Annotated in this window: 15 protein-coding genes and 1 pseudogene; 11 read left to right on the top strand and 5 right to left on the bottom strand. The window is 69.7% G+C overall.

The features are described 5' to 3' along the window. Window positions 1-312: 312 nt before the first annotated feature. Together CCZ36_RS16585 and CCZ36_RS16580 are read left to right on the top strand one after the other, a co-directional pair. Complete coding sequence (locus CCZ36_RS16585; RefSeq protein WP_128817965.1) at window positions 313-582, top strand: DUF3040 domain-containing protein; 270 nt, start codon at window positions 313-315, stop codon at window positions 580-582. Between the two features lie 42 nt (window positions 583-624). After that, window positions 625-2,148: a potassium/proton antiporter gene (locus CCZ36_RS16580; RefSeq protein ID WP_128817964.1), complete on the top strand. Its 1,524-nt coding sequence runs from the start codon at window positions 625-627 to the stop codon at window positions 2,146-2,148. A gap of 58 nt (window positions 2,149-2,206) precedes the next feature. On the opposite strand, the gene CCZ36_RS16575 is transcribed toward CCZ36_RS16580, so the two are convergent. Genes CCZ36_RS16575 through CCZ36_RS16565 form a run of 3 tightly spaced genes read right to left on the bottom strand, consistent with a single transcriptional unit; the run spans window position 2,207 to window position 4,198 of the window. Continuing rightward, window positions 2,207-2,476 (bottom strand): hypothetical protein, encoded by a 270-nt coding sequence (locus CCZ36_RS16575; RefSeq protein ID WP_128817963.1) that lies wholly within the window; start codon window positions 2,474-2,476, stop codon window positions 2,207-2,209. Further along, window positions 2,473-3,723 (bottom strand): cation:proton antiporter, encoded by a 1,251-nt coding sequence (locus CCZ36_RS16570; RefSeq protein WP_128817962.1) that lies wholly within the window; start codon window positions 3,721-3,723, stop codon window positions 2,473-2,475. Before CCZ36_RS16570 ends, CCZ36_RS16575 begins: the two co-directional genes overlap by 4 nt. Window positions 3,724-3,727: 4 nt before the next feature. After that, on the bottom strand, window positions 3,728-4,198 hold the full coding sequence (locus CCZ36_RS16565; protein WP_128819547.1) for a cation:proton antiporter regulatory subunit: 471 nt from the start codon (window positions 4,196-4,198) through the stop codon (window positions 3,728-3,730). Window positions 4,199-5,347: 1,149 nt separating this feature from the next. Here CCZ36_RS16565 and CCZ36_RS16560 point away from each other — a divergent pair. After that, on the top strand, window positions 5,348-5,932 hold the full coding sequence (locus CCZ36_RS16560) for a TerD family protein (RefSeq protein WP_069735714.1): 585 nt from the start codon (window positions 5,348-5,350) through the stop codon (window positions 5,930-5,932). Between the two features lie 175 nt (window positions 5,933-6,107). Here CCZ36_RS16560 and CCZ36_RS16555 read toward each other — a convergent pair whose 3' ends face one another. Beyond that, window positions 6,108-6,827, bottom strand: a complete 720-nt coding sequence (locus tag CCZ36_RS16555) for a DUF5324 family protein (RefSeq protein ID WP_069743616.1) — start codon at window positions 6,825-6,827, stop codon at window positions 6,108-6,110. Between the two features lie 280 nt (window positions 6,828-7,107). On the opposite strand from CCZ36_RS16555, the gene CCZ36_RS16550 reads away from it, so the two are divergent. Further along, the gene (locus tag CCZ36_RS16550; RefSeq protein ID WP_069735716.1) at window positions 7,108-7,635 is read left to right on the top strand and encodes a peptidylprolyl isomerase; all 528 of its coding nucleotides are present in this window, start codon (window positions 7,108-7,110) and stop codon (window positions 7,633-7,635) included. Between the two features lie 165 nt (window positions 7,636-7,800). Beyond that, on the top strand, window positions 7,801-8,703 hold the full coding sequence (locus CCZ36_RS16545; RefSeq protein ID WP_128817961.1) for a rhomboid family intramembrane serine protease: 903 nt from the start codon (window positions 7,801-7,803) through the stop codon (window positions 8,701-8,703). 335 nt (window positions 8,704-9,038) lie between these two features. On the opposite strand, the gene crgA is transcribed toward CCZ36_RS16545, so the two are convergent. Then, window positions 9,039-9,293: a cell division protein CrgA gene (gene crgA, locus CCZ36_RS16540; RefSeq protein WP_032790282.1), complete on the bottom strand. Its 255-nt coding sequence runs from the start codon at window positions 9,291-9,293 to the stop codon at window positions 9,039-9,041. A 151-nt stretch (window positions 9,294-9,444) separates the two neighbouring features. Between crgA and CCZ36_RS16535 the strand changes: the two genes are divergently transcribed. The 6 genes and pseudogenes from CCZ36_RS16535 (at window position 9,445) to CCZ36_RS16510 (ending at window position 13,689) form a co-directional block, all read left to right on the top strand. Beyond that, window positions 9,445-10,212, top strand: a complete 768-nt coding sequence (locus CCZ36_RS16535) for a DUF881 domain-containing protein (RefSeq protein ID WP_206515736.1) — start codon at window positions 9,445-9,447, stop codon at window positions 10,210-10,212. Between the two features lie 98 nt (window positions 10,213-10,310). Next, window positions 10,311-10,623 (top strand): annotated as a pseudogene (locus tag CCZ36_RS16530) (sortase domain-containing protein); the annotation flags it as partial. A 91-nt stretch (window positions 10,624-10,714) separates the two neighbouring features. After that, window positions 10,715-10,903 carry a hypothetical protein gene (locus CCZ36_RS16525; RefSeq protein ID WP_069735720.1) on the top strand — a complete coding sequence of 63 codons (189 nt, stop codon included), beginning with the start codon at window positions 10,715-10,717 and terminating at the stop codon, window positions 10,901-10,903. After that, window positions 10,900-11,538 carry an aminodeoxychorismate/anthranilate synthase component II gene (locus CCZ36_RS16520; RefSeq protein ID WP_069735721.1) on the top strand — a complete coding sequence of 213 codons (639 nt, stop codon included), beginning with the start codon at window positions 10,900-10,902 and terminating at the stop codon, window positions 11,536-11,538. The genes CCZ36_RS16525 and CCZ36_RS16520 overlap by 4 nt, the downstream gene beginning before the upstream one ends. Continuing rightward, a complete protein-coding gene (locus CCZ36_RS16515) occupies window positions 11,535-12,923 on the top strand; it encodes a class E sortase (protein WP_128817960.1) in 1,389 nt (462 codons plus the stop codon). The genes CCZ36_RS16520 and CCZ36_RS16515 overlap by 4 nt, the downstream gene beginning before the upstream one ends. A 25-nt stretch (window positions 12,924-12,948) precedes the next feature. Further along, window positions 12,949-13,689 (top strand): class E sortase, encoded by a 741-nt coding sequence (locus CCZ36_RS16510; protein WP_069735723.1) that lies wholly within the window; start codon window positions 12,949-12,951, stop codon window positions 13,687-13,689. The last annotated feature ends 72 nt before the right edge of the window (window positions 13,690-13,761 follow it).

The raw sequence follows: 13,761 nt of genomic DNA, 5'->3' as shown, positions 1-13,761 counted from the left end.
ACGGCTTCCCGGACATCCAGCGTCCGCAGGACTTCGCGTCTGTTCCTCACCCATGCCCTCAGCCTCACAGCGTTCGAGGTCCGCGTCCATCCGTGGCACCACCCATCAGCGCCCCGGCGTCGCCCGCCGTGGTGGATCTGCGTACATGCGGCCGAATGGGTGCTGGCCCCGATACCGGTCGGCCTGAATGCCCGCGATGATGGAAGTCACGGTGGGGCGAGTGCTGAAGGAGGAGCAGGTGGGGCGTGGAGTGCGGTCGGTCGGCCACACAACGAACGTGGATGGCCGCCGCGCGGTAGTGAAGGAGGAGCCATGGCTGTCTTCGACGATCGGCCGCTGGAATCACTGGCGGCAAGGACCCGCCGGGACGACCCTGCCTTCGTACGGGCACTGTCCACCGGACGCCCCCGTGCGCCGCGCGAATACCGGCGGCGTCCACACGGGCGAAAAGCGGCGTGGTGCGTGCTCGCCCTGGCCTTGGCGGCATTCGCGGCGGGGATCATCCTCCCCCATGGTCTGCTGCTCGCCTCCGGGATTGTGGCCGCCGGAATCGCCGGCGACCTTTTCGAACCTCCCCGATAACGCCCCGACGCAGAGCGGGCACGCGGGGCGCGGGGTAACTGGGTGACGCTCCAGGAGCTCTACCTCGCCCTCCTGGTCGGTGGCACGGTGCTGCTCGCCAGTATCGCCGCCGCCCGAGCGGCCCACCGGATCGGCCTACCCAGCCTGTTGCTGTTCCTCGCCGTCGGCGTGATCACCGGCGAGGACGTCCTCGGCCTGGAGTTCGACAACGCGGCACTGGCCCAGTCGCTCGGCACGGCGGCGCTCGCGGTCATCCTGGTCGAGGGCGGTCTGACCACCCAATGGAGCGACATCAAGCGGCTGCTGCTGCCCGCGGGCGTCCTGGCCACTATGGGCGTCGCGCTGTCCGTCCTGGTCACCGCGTCAGGGGCGCACTGGCTGCTGGGAATGGACTGGCACCTGGCTCTCCTGCTGGGCGCGATCGTGTCCTCCACGGACGCCGCCGCCGTCTTCGCGGTTCTGCGCTCGCTGCCCCTGCCGCAGAAGGTCACGGGCCTGCTGGAAGCCGAATCCGGCTTCAACGACGCCCCGACGATCATCCTCGTTCTGGTCTTCAGCACCGCCGCCACCGACATGCCCGACCCCGCCCACATCGCGGGCAACGTCCTCTACCAGCTCGTCGTGGGCGGCCTTCTCGGATTGAGCATCGGCCGCCTCGGAGCCGCGGCGCTGCGGCACATCGCCCTGCCGTCGACCGGCCTGTATCCGCTGGCGACGGTCGCCTTCGGCATCGTCGCCTTCGCCGCGGCCGGCGCCGCCAACGCCAGCGGCATCATCGCCGCCTACCTGGCCGGACTCGTCCTCGGCAACGCCAAGCTTCCGCACCGGGCCGCCACCCGCTCCTTCGCGGAAGGCACCGGCTGGCTCGCCCAGATCGGCCTGTTCGTCATGCTCGGCCTACTGGTCACCCCGAGCGAGCTGCCGGGCGCCGTGCTTCCGGCCATCGCTGTGGGCCTGGTCCTGCTGCTCGTGGCCCGGCCCGTCTCCGTACTCGCGTGCCTGCTGCCGTTCCGGCTGCCGTGGCGCGAGCAGGCGTTCATCTCCTGGGCGGGCTTGCGCGGCGCCGTCCCCATCGTGCTCGCCACCTTCCCCATCGTCTCCGGGGTGGAAGGCGCCCGCGACCTGCTGAACATCGTGTTCGTCCTGGTCGTCCTGTTCACTCTCGTCCAAGGGCCGAGCCTGCCCGTCGTCGCACGACTGCTCCGCCTGACCCGCCCCGGCGCCCTGCGTGACATCCAGGTCGAGACCTCCCCGCTCGACGTACTTGACGCCGACCTGCTCACCCTCACCGTTCCGGAGGGCTCGCGCCTCAAGGGCGTCACGGTCCGCGAGCTGCGCCTTCCACGCCCCACCGCCCTGACCCTCATCGTCCGGGAGGGCACCACCATCGTCCCCACCCAGGACACAGGGCTCCGTACGGGAGACGAACTGCTCCTCATCACCACCCCAGAAGTAAGGGAAGAGGCAGAACGACGCCTGCGCGCCATCGGCCGTCGCGGCAAGCTGGCCCGCTGGTTGGGCGAACAAGGAGACCTGGAGCCCAGCACCACCCGCATTGACGCCTAAACCCCAGCGAACCAGCCCCTGCGTGTGCGCCGACAGCACTCGATGGTGCTGTGCTGCCTCATCGCCGGGCACGGTTCGCGTGGAGCCGGAGAGCTACGCGCCAGCCCAGATACACGACGCTCACCGGCCACAGCACCACGATCAGCGCCAGTACCACCGTGCTGGGAACCGGGTCGCGTTCTGTGCCGCGCCTCCATCCCGCGTTACGGCGCAGGAGCCGAGGCAGGCTCCGGGCCAGCCCGACCGTACCGCCGAGGTAGACGGACAGGGCGGCGAGCACCAGCACCGTTTCCCGACTGGTGATCGCCGTCCACACGTCGTCGCTCACGCGCGTCCTGCACTGCCGTCGTCCACCGGCTCCAGCGTCTCCCCGTGCGGGGCTTCCACGTCCGTCGGCACGACCGAGACGGACTTGCCACGCCGCGCGGTCAGGCGGGTGGCGATGGGCTCGGTGTAGCGGGCGGTCAGCGGCCCGATGATGACCAGGACGAGTACGTAGGCGGTGGCCAGCGGGCCGAGCGCGGGCTCGATGCCGGCCGTGACGGCGAGGCCGGCGATGACGACGGAGAACTCGCCTCGCGCGACGAGAGTGCCGCCGGCTCGCCACCGGCCTTTCGCGGAGATGCCTGCGCGCTTGGCGGCCCAGTAGCCGGTGGCGATCTTCGTACCGGCGGTGACCACGGCCAGGGCCAGCGCGGGCAGGATGACCGGGGGAATGCTGGCGGGGTCGGTGTGCAGCCCGAAGAAGACGAAGAACACCGCCGCGAACAGGTCCCGCAGCGGGCTCAGCAGGTTGTGCGCGCCTTCGGCGACCTCACCCGACAGGGCGATGCCCACCAGGAAGGCGCCGACGGCGGCCGACACCTGGAGCTGCTGGGCGATACCGGCGACCAGCAGGGTCAGACCCAGCACGACGAGGAGCAGTTTCTCGGGGTCGTCGCTGGAGACAAAGCGGGAGAGGACCCGCCCGTACCGGACGGCGACGAACAACACCAGGCCGGCGACTCCCAACGCGATCGCCAGGGTGATGCTGCCGGCCGCCAGGCTCACACCGGCGAGCAGGGCGGTGACGATCGGCAGGTAGACGGCCATGGCCAGGTCTTCCAGCACCAGGATGCTCAGGATGACCGGTGTCTCGCGGTTGCCGAGCCGCCCGAGATCGCCCATCACCTTGGCGATAACGCCGGAGGACGAGATCCAGGTGACCCCGGCAAGTACCACGGCGGCGACCGGGCCCCAGCCCAGCAACAGAGCCATCGCCGCACCGGGCAGCGCGTTCAAAGTGGCGTCGACCAGTCCCGCCGGGTACTGGGTCTTGAGGTTGGAGACCAGGTCGCTGGCCGTGTACTCCAGGCCCAGCATCAGCAAGAGCAGGATGACGCCGATCTCGGCGCCGATGGCGACGAATTCCTCGCTCGCGCCCAGCGGCAGCAGACCGCCCTCGCCGAAGGCGAGCCCGGCGAGCAGGTAGAGCGGGATGGGGGAGAAATGGAAGCGTCCGGCGAATCGGCCCAGCAGTCCCAGGCCGAGGATGATCGCGCCGAACTCGATCAGAAAGACAGCGGACGAGTGCACCGGATCACTCCCGTCCCAGTATCGCGGCGGCGGCGTCCACGCCCTCGCGGGTGCCGATCACGATGAGGGTGTCCCCGCCGGCCAGCCGGAACTCGGGTCCCGGCGACGGGATCGCGTCAGCCCGGCGCAGCACCGCGACGATCGACACCCCGGTCTCCGTCCGCATCCGCGTCTCGCCCAGCACCCGGCCGTTCCAGTGCGAGGTCGACGTCAGTTCGACGCGCTCCGCCACCAGACCGAGATCCGTGGTCGACAGGAGGTTCGGGCTGTGATGCGACGGCATCAGTGCGTCGATCAGCGCCTCCGTCTCACCCGCGGTGAGCTTCAACGCCAGTGCACACTCGTCAGGATCGTCCCGCCGGTAGGCGTTGAAGCTTCGGCTGCCGTCGCGATGGGCGACCACCGACAGGCGGCGGTGCTCGCGGGTGGTGAGGTCGTAGCGGACCCCGATCCCGGGCAACGGCGTACTGCTCATACGCGGAGCGGGCACAACGGATCTCCTTGCGGTGTGGATGCAGGCAGCAATGGAGGCCCACATAGGTGACGACTTGGCGATTACTTTACCCAGGAAGAAAACGGCAAATTTGGGGGATTTCCGGCCTGACGATGCTTGGGTATGGGCGAGATGTCGCACAGGACCGTTCATGGATCCGCCCGAAGCAGCGCCGTGCTGCACGCCTGCCCCGCGCGTCGATATGCAGTTGGCGCACTTCCGTCGAGAGCAGGCGGTGGCTGCTCCGCAGCGGTGCGTCATATCGGTGGCCGCGTAACGGCAAGGAGCCCGCAAAGGAGCGGTCGTGATCAAGTGGAGGTGAGTGCAGGGCCGAAGCCGGTGCCGGAACCAGTAGACACCAGTGACCTGGCTGGCAGCCGCCGTCGCCCCTGCATCGATCGTGAAGGGCGAGGGGCGTCGAACAACTGGTGGCGAGCCCATTTCGAGCCCCCGGCCCCCGATGAGGACGCGATCGTCTACACCGGCGACATTGACGCGGTGTACGTGTCGGCCAGCTGACGCCAGGTCATGCTCCGGACACCCGGAGGAATGGGCGACGGTTCCCTCCCGGGCGCCCCTCACACACTGGGAATCCGCGACTCAGGATTACGTGAGGTCGCCAGGTTCATGCCCTTCACACGCTCTTTGCGGGTTTGCCAGACATGGAGAGCTGAAAGCCTATGATTCTGGGGGCGAGGCTCACGTCCGAGTTGCAGCCGCAACGGGTTCTGAGGGTGTGCCCATCAGTGGGCACATCGAGTCGGGGCAGCGGGATCGAGCGAGACGGAGCCGGACGGAAACAGGTGGGAAAGTCCGATTCGGTCGCAAAGACTTGGTAAAGTCGCAGGTCAGAGCGTCGCTCGTTTCGGGTTCGAATCTCCTAGGCTCCACTTGCTTCACACCCCTCTGACCTGCGAAAACGCGGTCAGGGGGGTGTTTTTTTCTCTGCATCCCCCGCGCTGCCCCGTGCCTGACCGCCGGAGTGCTGGGGGTGGCCGCGTCACATTGCCGGGGCCGTGGAACGTCTCGGCGTCAGGAGTCGTTTCCAGACGGGCTGTCTTCGGGCACCGACTACCGGGGGCACCAGCCACACTCATACACAGAACAGTCGAGCCACCAAAGGACTCAGGCATGATCACGTTGACGAAGGAAGACGGCCCGGCGGACCTGGGCGGGGTGACTCACCTGACCATCGGGGCGTCCTGGGACCCGACCGTCGGGAGCAGCGGCGGTCTGATGGGGAAGATCCGGCAGAAGGCCGGTACGGACCTCGACCTGATCGCCATCGCCATGCAGGGCGGCGACCCGGTGCGGCTGGCCGGACTGGACTCCCTGGACCCGCTGGGCAACGGCTCGCTGGTGCACAGCGGGGACAACCAGACCGGGCACGGCGACGGCGACGACGAGACGGTGACCGTCGAGTTCGCCAGGATCCCCTCGAACATCACGTCGATCGTCTTCATCGCGGCCGCCTACAAGAAGCGCAGCTCGTTCAGCAACGCGCGCAACATCAGCTTCAAGGTGTACGACGCGACGGGCGGCAGCTCGCAGCAGGTCGCCGACATCTGGCCGAGCATGCTCACCCAGGACAACGGCGTCGCCGTCGCCAAGGCGATCCGTGAGGCCGCGGGCTGGAAGCTTCAGGTGATCAACGAGACCGGGAAGATCAAGCAGGGCGACGAGCACGCCCTGATGCGCTTCGCCGTCAGCCGGTAGGCGTCCCCTCCGCAGGTCCCCTCCGTAGGCGTCCCTTCCGTCGGTCCGTTCGGCGTTCCCTCCCTGGGGGTCCCCTGGGCATCGCCTTCGTAGGCGTACGCGGCGGTTGGCACACGCGAGCGCGGCTGCGGGAACCGCCTGAGCGGTTCCCGCAGCCGCGCTCGGTTTCGGTCTGTCAGGGCCGGTCGTCGAGGCCCGGGGTGTCCCCCTCGCCGGACTCGGCCTCGGCCTGCTTGGCCTCGACCTCCGGGTCGAGGTCGGCGCGCGGGCTGCCGTCGACCGAGCTGAGCGGCGAGCGCTCGTCGCCCACCTCGGTGGCGACGGGCGGCTCGACCAGCCAGTCCGGGTTGGCCTGCTTGTCCCACCAGCGCCAGGCGGCGTAGGCGCCGCCCGCCAGGACGCCCAGTACCAGGAACCCCTTCGCGGCCCGGCCGGCCTTGGCCCGCCGCTGGTGCTTCCGGGCCAGCTTCTGGATTTCCTTGGCCGTCACCTGGGTGCGCAGCGCCGCCAGGGCGGCCGCGCTGCGGGCCGACGCCTGCTCGGCGACCGGCACGGCCACCGCCCGGGCGTGCTCGACGCGGGGTGCGGTGTAGTCGGCGGCGCTCCGCGCGGCCTTCCGGGTGGAGACCGCGGCGCGCTGCGCGGCCTCGTCGATCCGGGGAGGCACGTGCGTACGGGCCTGCTCGATGCGCGGAGCGAGCTGGGACGCGTACTGGACACGGGCCTGCTGGGCCGCCTTCGTCACCTTGGGCGCGAGGCGTGCGCGCGCCTCGTGTGCGTAGTGGGCCGCCTGCTCCTTGGCCATGCCGGCGTAGGGCGCCACCACTTCCGCGGCGTGCTGCGCGCTGTCCTTCGCCGAGTCGGTTGCGGCGCGCACGCTGTCGATGCGGGTCACGAGATCCTCCTCCTTGGTGGCGGGTAGGTACTCCGCCTGTCCGCCCAGTCCAAAATCATGCCTGTTGGGTCCATGCCCGGCACGCGGGACGGGCATCCGGGTCATGATCGTCATTTGCGGTCAAAACGGTCCATGTGAAGTGTGCCGACGACAATGCCATGGTTCGGCGGTGAACGCGCCGGTTCACCAGGCATCCGGCCGTACATTTCCCGGTCCGTGGGAGGATCGCCGGACGTCAGCGAAGGATTTGACGGCAGGCGAGGAAAGAGGAAGGCAGATCGTGGCCGAGCAGCTTTACGCCACCTTGAAGACCAACCGGGGAGACATCGAGATCCGGCTGCTGCCGAACCACGCCCCCAAGACGGTGAAGAACTTCGTGGAACTGGCCACCGGGCAGCGCGAGTGGGTCAACCCGGAGACCGGCGAGACCACCACAACCCCGCTGTACGACGGCACCGTCTTCCACCGCGTGATCAGCGGGTTCATGATCCAGGGCGGCGATCCGCTGGGCAACGGCACCGGCGGCCCGGGCTACAAGTTCGCCGACGAGTTCCACCCGGATCTGGCCTTCACCAAGCCGTATCTGCTGGCCATGGCCAACGCGGGGCCGGGCACCAACGGCTCGCAGTTCTTCCTGACCGTCTCGCCGACGGCCTGGCTGACCAACAAGCACACCATCTTCGGCGAGGTCGCCGACGACGCGGGCCGCAAGGTGGTCGACGCCATCGCGGCCACCCCGACCAATCCGCGCACGGACCGCCCGCTTCAGGACGTGGTGATCGAGTCCGTGGTCGTCGAGACCCGCTGAAGGTCCCCGCGCGCCGGGGGCCTCGCGGGAGCCCGTCGTGGGACGCCCCGCGGGAACCAACCGCCCTGCCCGTCCGTAGTCATACAGAGCGGACGAGCGGGGCGGCCCTGTCCGTGCCGCCGCCCGAGCGACGAGGGACGAGGACCGAGAGGCAGGCCAGGACCGATGGACCAGCAGCCGCCGGGAGACCGTGCCGCCGCGGGAAGCGGTGTGCCGACGCCGACCTGCTACCGCCACCCCGACCGCGAGACCGGCATCAGCTGTACGCGCTGCGAGCGGCCGGTCTGCCCCGAGTGCATGGTCAGCGCGTCGGTCGGCTTCCAGTGCCCCGACTGCGTACGCCAGGGCTCGGGCACCGGGCACCACCCGGCGGCCAGTCGGCCGCGGACGCTGGCGGGCGGCACGGTGGCCGCTGATCCGCGCCTGGTCACCAAGATCCTGCTCGGCATCAATCTGGCCGTTTTCCTCCTGGTCGCCGTCCGCCCCGGGCTGGTGGGCGATCTGACGCTGCTCGGCCGGGCCTGGGACCCGAGCCCGCCGCCGGGGTCCATCGAGGGCGTCGCCGAGGGCCAGTGGTACCGCCTGGTGACCTCGATGTTCCTCCACCAGGAACTGATGCACATCGGGTTCAACATGCTCGGTCTCTGGTGGCTCGGCGGACAGCTGGAGGCGGCGCTCGGCCGCTCCCGCTATCTCGCCCTCTATCTGCTGTCCGGGTTCGCGGGAAGCGCGCTGACCTATCTGATCGCCGCGCAGAACCAGCCCTCGCTGGGTGCCTCCGGCGCGGTCTACGGCCTCTTCGGCGCGACCGCCGTCCTGATGCGGCGGATGAACTACGACATGCGCCCGGTGCTCGTGCTGCTGGCGCTCAACCTGGTCTTCACCTTCACCTGGGGCGGCATCGCCTGGGAGGCCCACGTCGGCGGTCTGATCGCGGGCGTCGCCATCGCCGTCGGCATGGTCCACGCCCCGCGCGGGCGGCGTTCGGCCGTGCAGCTCGGCACCTGTGCGCTCGTCCTGCTGGCGTCCCTCGGGATCATCATCGCCCGGACGATCGCACTCACCTGAGCGGATGTGTCGGCGAGAAGGGGCTCTCCACCCCCAGGCTGACCGAAGTTGTCCACAGTATGCGCGGATTCTTGTGCATGGCAAGAGGAACAGGTGTGCCCATCGGCGCTGATCTGGGATTTTCCGCCCGGACAACGGGGTGCAGCCCCCCTCGGCGAGGGAGGCTGCAGTCACACCGGCGTCAACGTGAGTGGAAGTTATCCACAGATCGTCTGACCTTTTCCCCCAGCTGTGGATAACGCTGTGGGTAACTCAGGGCAAGGCTTGCGTGGAAGGGCGCCGACCAGGTACGGACCCCGTACCCGGCCCGGGGGTGACGGAGCGGAAGGGGTCCGCTACTTCCACTGGGTCGACACGGCGAAGCCGCCGGCGATGAAGCCGAAGCCGACCACGATGTTCCAGTTGCCCAGGGCGTCGACCGGCAGATCGCCTTCGGTCACGTAGAACACCACGATCCAGACCAGCCCGATGAGGAACAGGGCCAGCATCACCGGAGCGACCCAGCTGCGGTTGGTCAGCTTGATGGCCGTTGCCTGCTTCGCCGGGGGCGGCGTGAAGTCGGCCTTCTTGCGGATACGTGACTTCGGCACGAGGGACTCTCCTGTCGATGCGCTGCGTGACCGCGCAGGGATCTGTGGCGGGCGCCGGGGGCGGGTGCCCGGGGATGCCAGGGGGAATGCTGCCTCCCCCGAGCGTCCGTTAGCGTAGTGCTTCCCTGGCGCCTGATGAGATAAGGGTACGTTGAGCAATTCTGCCGACTCCCCCGAAGGCCCGGCCCGGCGCACCTCCGTGTGGGCGGTCCGGGGGCTCACCGCTGCGGTTTTCGCCCTGGCCGGACTCATCTTCGTCACCAGCGCCAACACGGCCAAGGGCACCAATCTGCGCAGTGACTCCTCGCTCCTCAAGCTCTCCGACCTGATCAGGGAGCGCAGCGAGAAGAACGCCGAGCTGAACGACTCGGCCGCGTCCGTGCGCGCGGAGATCGATGCCCTCGCCCAGCGCGACGACGGTTCCACCCGGGCCGAGGACGCCCGGCTGAAGGCCCTGGAGAAGGCGGCCGGCACGACGGAGATCACCGGCGACTCCGTCAGCGTGACCCTCAACGACGCCCCTCCCGACGCCACCGCCAACCCCGGCTACCCCGAGCCCCAGCCCAACGACCTGGTCATCCACCAGCAGGACCTGCAGGCCGTGGTGAACGCGCTGTGGCAGGGCGGGGCGCGCGGAATCCAGGTGATGGACCAGCGGCTGATCTCCACCAGCGCGGTCCGCTGCGTGGGCAACACCCTGATCCTCCAGGGCCGCGTCTACTCCCCGCCGTACAAGGTCACCGCGGTCGGCGACCCGGGCAAGCTCAAGCGGGCGCTCGACGGCTCCACCGCGATCCAGAACTATCTGCTGTACGTGAAGGCGTACGGGCTGGGCTGGAAAGTCGACGAGGACGAGGCGGTGACTCTTCCCGGGTACTCGGGCACGGTGGATCTGCACCACGCACAGCCTGTGCAGTGAGCCCTGGCCGAGCGCCGGCTGAGCCCCGGGGAGGCCGGTCCGGTGTCGGTGCGACTCGTCGTCAGGACCTTCAGCGAACTCTGCGTCACCGTGGGCGCGGGCACCGGCGGACGTACGGCGACCCCTTCATAGGACTTCCCGGAGCTGAGCCCGGGGGACGCGGTCGTCGTCAACGACGGCACGACCTGGTTCACGTACCGCATCGCGAAGAGGCCCCACCGGACCGTGCCCACCGACACCGCCGTCGTCGACCCGGTGCCCCGCGGCTCCGGCTTCGAGGGCGCCGACCGCTATCTGACCCTCACTACGTGCGAACCGGAATGGGGCAGCAGCCACCGGCTGATCGCCTGGGCCCATCTGGACGCGACGCGGCCGGTGAGCGAGGGCGAGCCGCCGGAGCTCGTCGGCTGACCCGCCCCCCCGACTCGTGGTTTTCCACAGGGGACCCCCGCTTCTGTCGCGGCCCTCTAGTCTGGTGCGGGTACCGAATGGAGGGGTCAGCATGTACGGCTGGATCTGGCGGCATCTGCCGGGCAACGCATGGGTGCGGAGCGTCATCGCGCTCGTGCTGGTTCTGGCGGTCGTCTACGCGCTGTTCCAGTACGTGTTCCCGTGGGCGGAGCCGCTGCTCCCGTTCGGTGATGTGACCGTCGACGGCGCGAGCGCCGGTGGAGCAGGAGCCGGCCAGTGAGCGCACGCATCCTCGTCGTGGACAACTACGACAGCTTCGTCTTCAACCTCGTCCAGTATCTGTACCAGCTCGGAGCCGAGTGCGAGGTACTGCGCAACGACGAGGTGACCCCCGCCCACGCCCAGGACGGCTTCGACGGCGTCCTGCTCTCGCCGGGCCCCGGTACACCCGAGCAGGCGGGCGTCTGCGTCGAGATGGTGCGCCACTGCGCGGACACCGGTGTTCCGGTCTTCGGCGTCTGCCTGGGGATGCAGTCGATGGCGGTGGCGTACGGCGGTGTCGTCGACCGGGCCCCCGAGCTGCTGCACGGCAAGACCTCCCCCGTGACCCACGAGGGCAACGGCGTCTTCGCCGGACTGCCCTCCCCCTTCACCGCGACGCGCTACCACTCGCTCGCCGCCGCACCCGGTGAGCTGCCCCCCGAGCTGGAGGTCACCGCCCGCACGGCGGACGGCATCATCATGGGGCTGCGCCACCGCGACCGGGCGGTGGAGGGCGTGCAGTTCCACCCCGAGTCGGTGCTCACGGAACACGGCCACCTGATGCTCGCCAACTGGCTGGAGCAGTGCGGAGACCAGGGGGCCGTCGCGCGCTCGGCGGGGCTCGCGCCGGTGGTGGGCAAGGCCGCCGCGTGACCGCAGGCCGCCCCGGGCACGCCGCCGGACCGGAAGGCCCCGACGCGCACGGGGCGTACGGCTCCGACGGCGCGTTCGTGGCGGCGGTGGACGGCCTCGCGGATCCGCTGAACGATCCGCTGCCCGGCGGGCACACGTCGCCGTGGTTCCGGTCGGAGAACGTCCCGGCGGCGGAACCCCCGGCGCCGCACGCGGTGCGGTCCGCGGCGCCATCCTCGTACGAGGGCGGGTACGCGACCCACCAAGGACTTCACCAAGCGCCTCCTCCAGGGCCTCAGCAGCCCCAGGGAGCCCCGGACGAGTGGTACGACCCCGCCGGGTACCGACGCGACTGGTACGGGCCTCAGGAGCCGTCTACGGGCATGGCTGCGGCGGATGCGGCCGGCCCGGTGGCCCCGGTGGCTTTCGTGGCTCCGGCCGAGGGGCCGGCTGCGGCCCCGGTCCCGGACACTTCGGGCAGACCGGACCTCCACGCCGAACCGCGTACCGAAGTCATGGCCCGCATACCGGCGGAGCCGGAGCCCGAGCCTCAGTCGGAGCCCGACCCCACCCCGTCTCCTCACCCCGCCCCCGCACCCGGCGGGCGGGCCGAGCGGCGGCGGGCGGCCAAGGGGCGCGGGCGTCGGCGCCCGGCTCCCGCGGCGGGGCAGTCCGCTCCGGCCGCCGCCCCGATGTCCCGGGTGGAGGCCCGGCGCGCGGCGCGGGCGGCGAAGGACAGCCCGGCGGTCATCGCCAGCCGGGCGGTCGGCGAGGTGTTCATCACGCTGGGCGTCCTGATGCTGCTGTTCGTCACCTACCAGCTGTGGTGGACCAACATCCGGGCCGACCAAATCGCCGGCAAGGAGACGAGCCGGATCCAGGACGCATGGGCCAACGGGGACCGGAAACCAGGGGTGTTCGCACCCGGCGAAGGCTTCGCGATCATGCACATCCCCAAGCTGGACGTCGTCGCCCCGATCGCCGAGGGCATCGACAAGGAGAAGGTGCTCGACCGGGGGATGATCGGCCACTACGGCGAGGGCAAGCTCAAGACGGCGATGCCCTCCGACAAGCAGGGCAACTTCTCCGTGGCCGGTCACCGCAACACCCACGGCGAACCGTTCCGCTACATCAACAAGCTCAAGCCCGGCGACCCGATCGTGGTCGAGACCCGGGACGCGTACTACACGTACGAGATGGCCAGCATCCTTCCGCAGACCTCGCCGTCGAACATCTCGGTGATCGAGCCGATCCCGGTCGGTTCCGGGTTCACGAAGCCGGGCAGGTACCTCACGCTGACGACGTGTACGCCGGAGTTCACGAGTACGTACCGGCTGATCGTCTGGGGCAAGATGGTCGACGAACGGCCACGCAGCGAGGGAAAGCCCGACGCGCTCGTCGGCTGAACATCCTCACGACAGGGACGGTGCGGTGGCAGCGAGGACCGAGCACGACGAGCGGACCGACACGTCCGCGTCGCCGCCCCCGGCACGCCGCCGCGTCCGCCATCCCGTGGCGACGGCCGTCAGCGTCTTCGGCGAACTGCTCATCACCGCGGGCCTGGTGCTCGCGCTGTTCGTCGTCTACTCCCTGTGGTGGACCAACGTGCTCGCCGACCGCGAGGCCGACCGGCAGGGCGACACCGTGCGCGACCAGTGGGCGGACGCCGGGCCCGGTGCCCTGGACACCAAGGACGGCATCGGCTTCCTGCACGTGCCCGCCATGGAGAACGGCGAGATCCTGGTCAAGAAGGGCACCGACCCCAAGACCCTCAACAACGGCATCGCCGGCTACTACACCGATCCCGTCGAGTCGGCCCTCCCCTGGGACGACGAGGGCAACTTCACGCTGGCCGCGCACCGCGACGGGCACGGCGCGAAGTTCCACAACATCCACAAGCTCAAGAACGGTGATCCGGTCGTCTTCGAGACCAAGGACACCTGGTACGTCTACAAGGTCTACAAGACGCTCCCCGAGACCTCGAAGTTCAACGTCGACGTCATCCAGCCGGTCCCGGAGGAGTCGGGCGTCAAGAAGCCCGGCCGCTACATCACGCTGACGACCTGTACCCCGGTCTACACCTCGAAGTACCGGTACATCGTGTGGGGCGAGCTGGAGCGCACGGAGAAGGTCGACAAGGACCGTACGAAGCCGGTGGAACTGCTGGGCTGAGCCCTCGCCCGGGCCCCCGCACACCGGAGGGGCCCCGGTCACCATCGTGGTGACCGGGGCCCCTCCGTCGTA

The sequence above is a fragment of the Streptomyces sp. S063 genome, assembly GCF_002832675.1.
Classification (GTDB): domain Bacteria; phylum Actinomycetota; class Actinomycetes; order Streptomycetales; family Streptomycetaceae; genus Streptomyces; species Streptomyces sindenensis.
The sequence above is the reverse complement of the archived record's forward strand: the minus strand, read 5'-3'. Positions and strand labels throughout refer to the sequence as shown.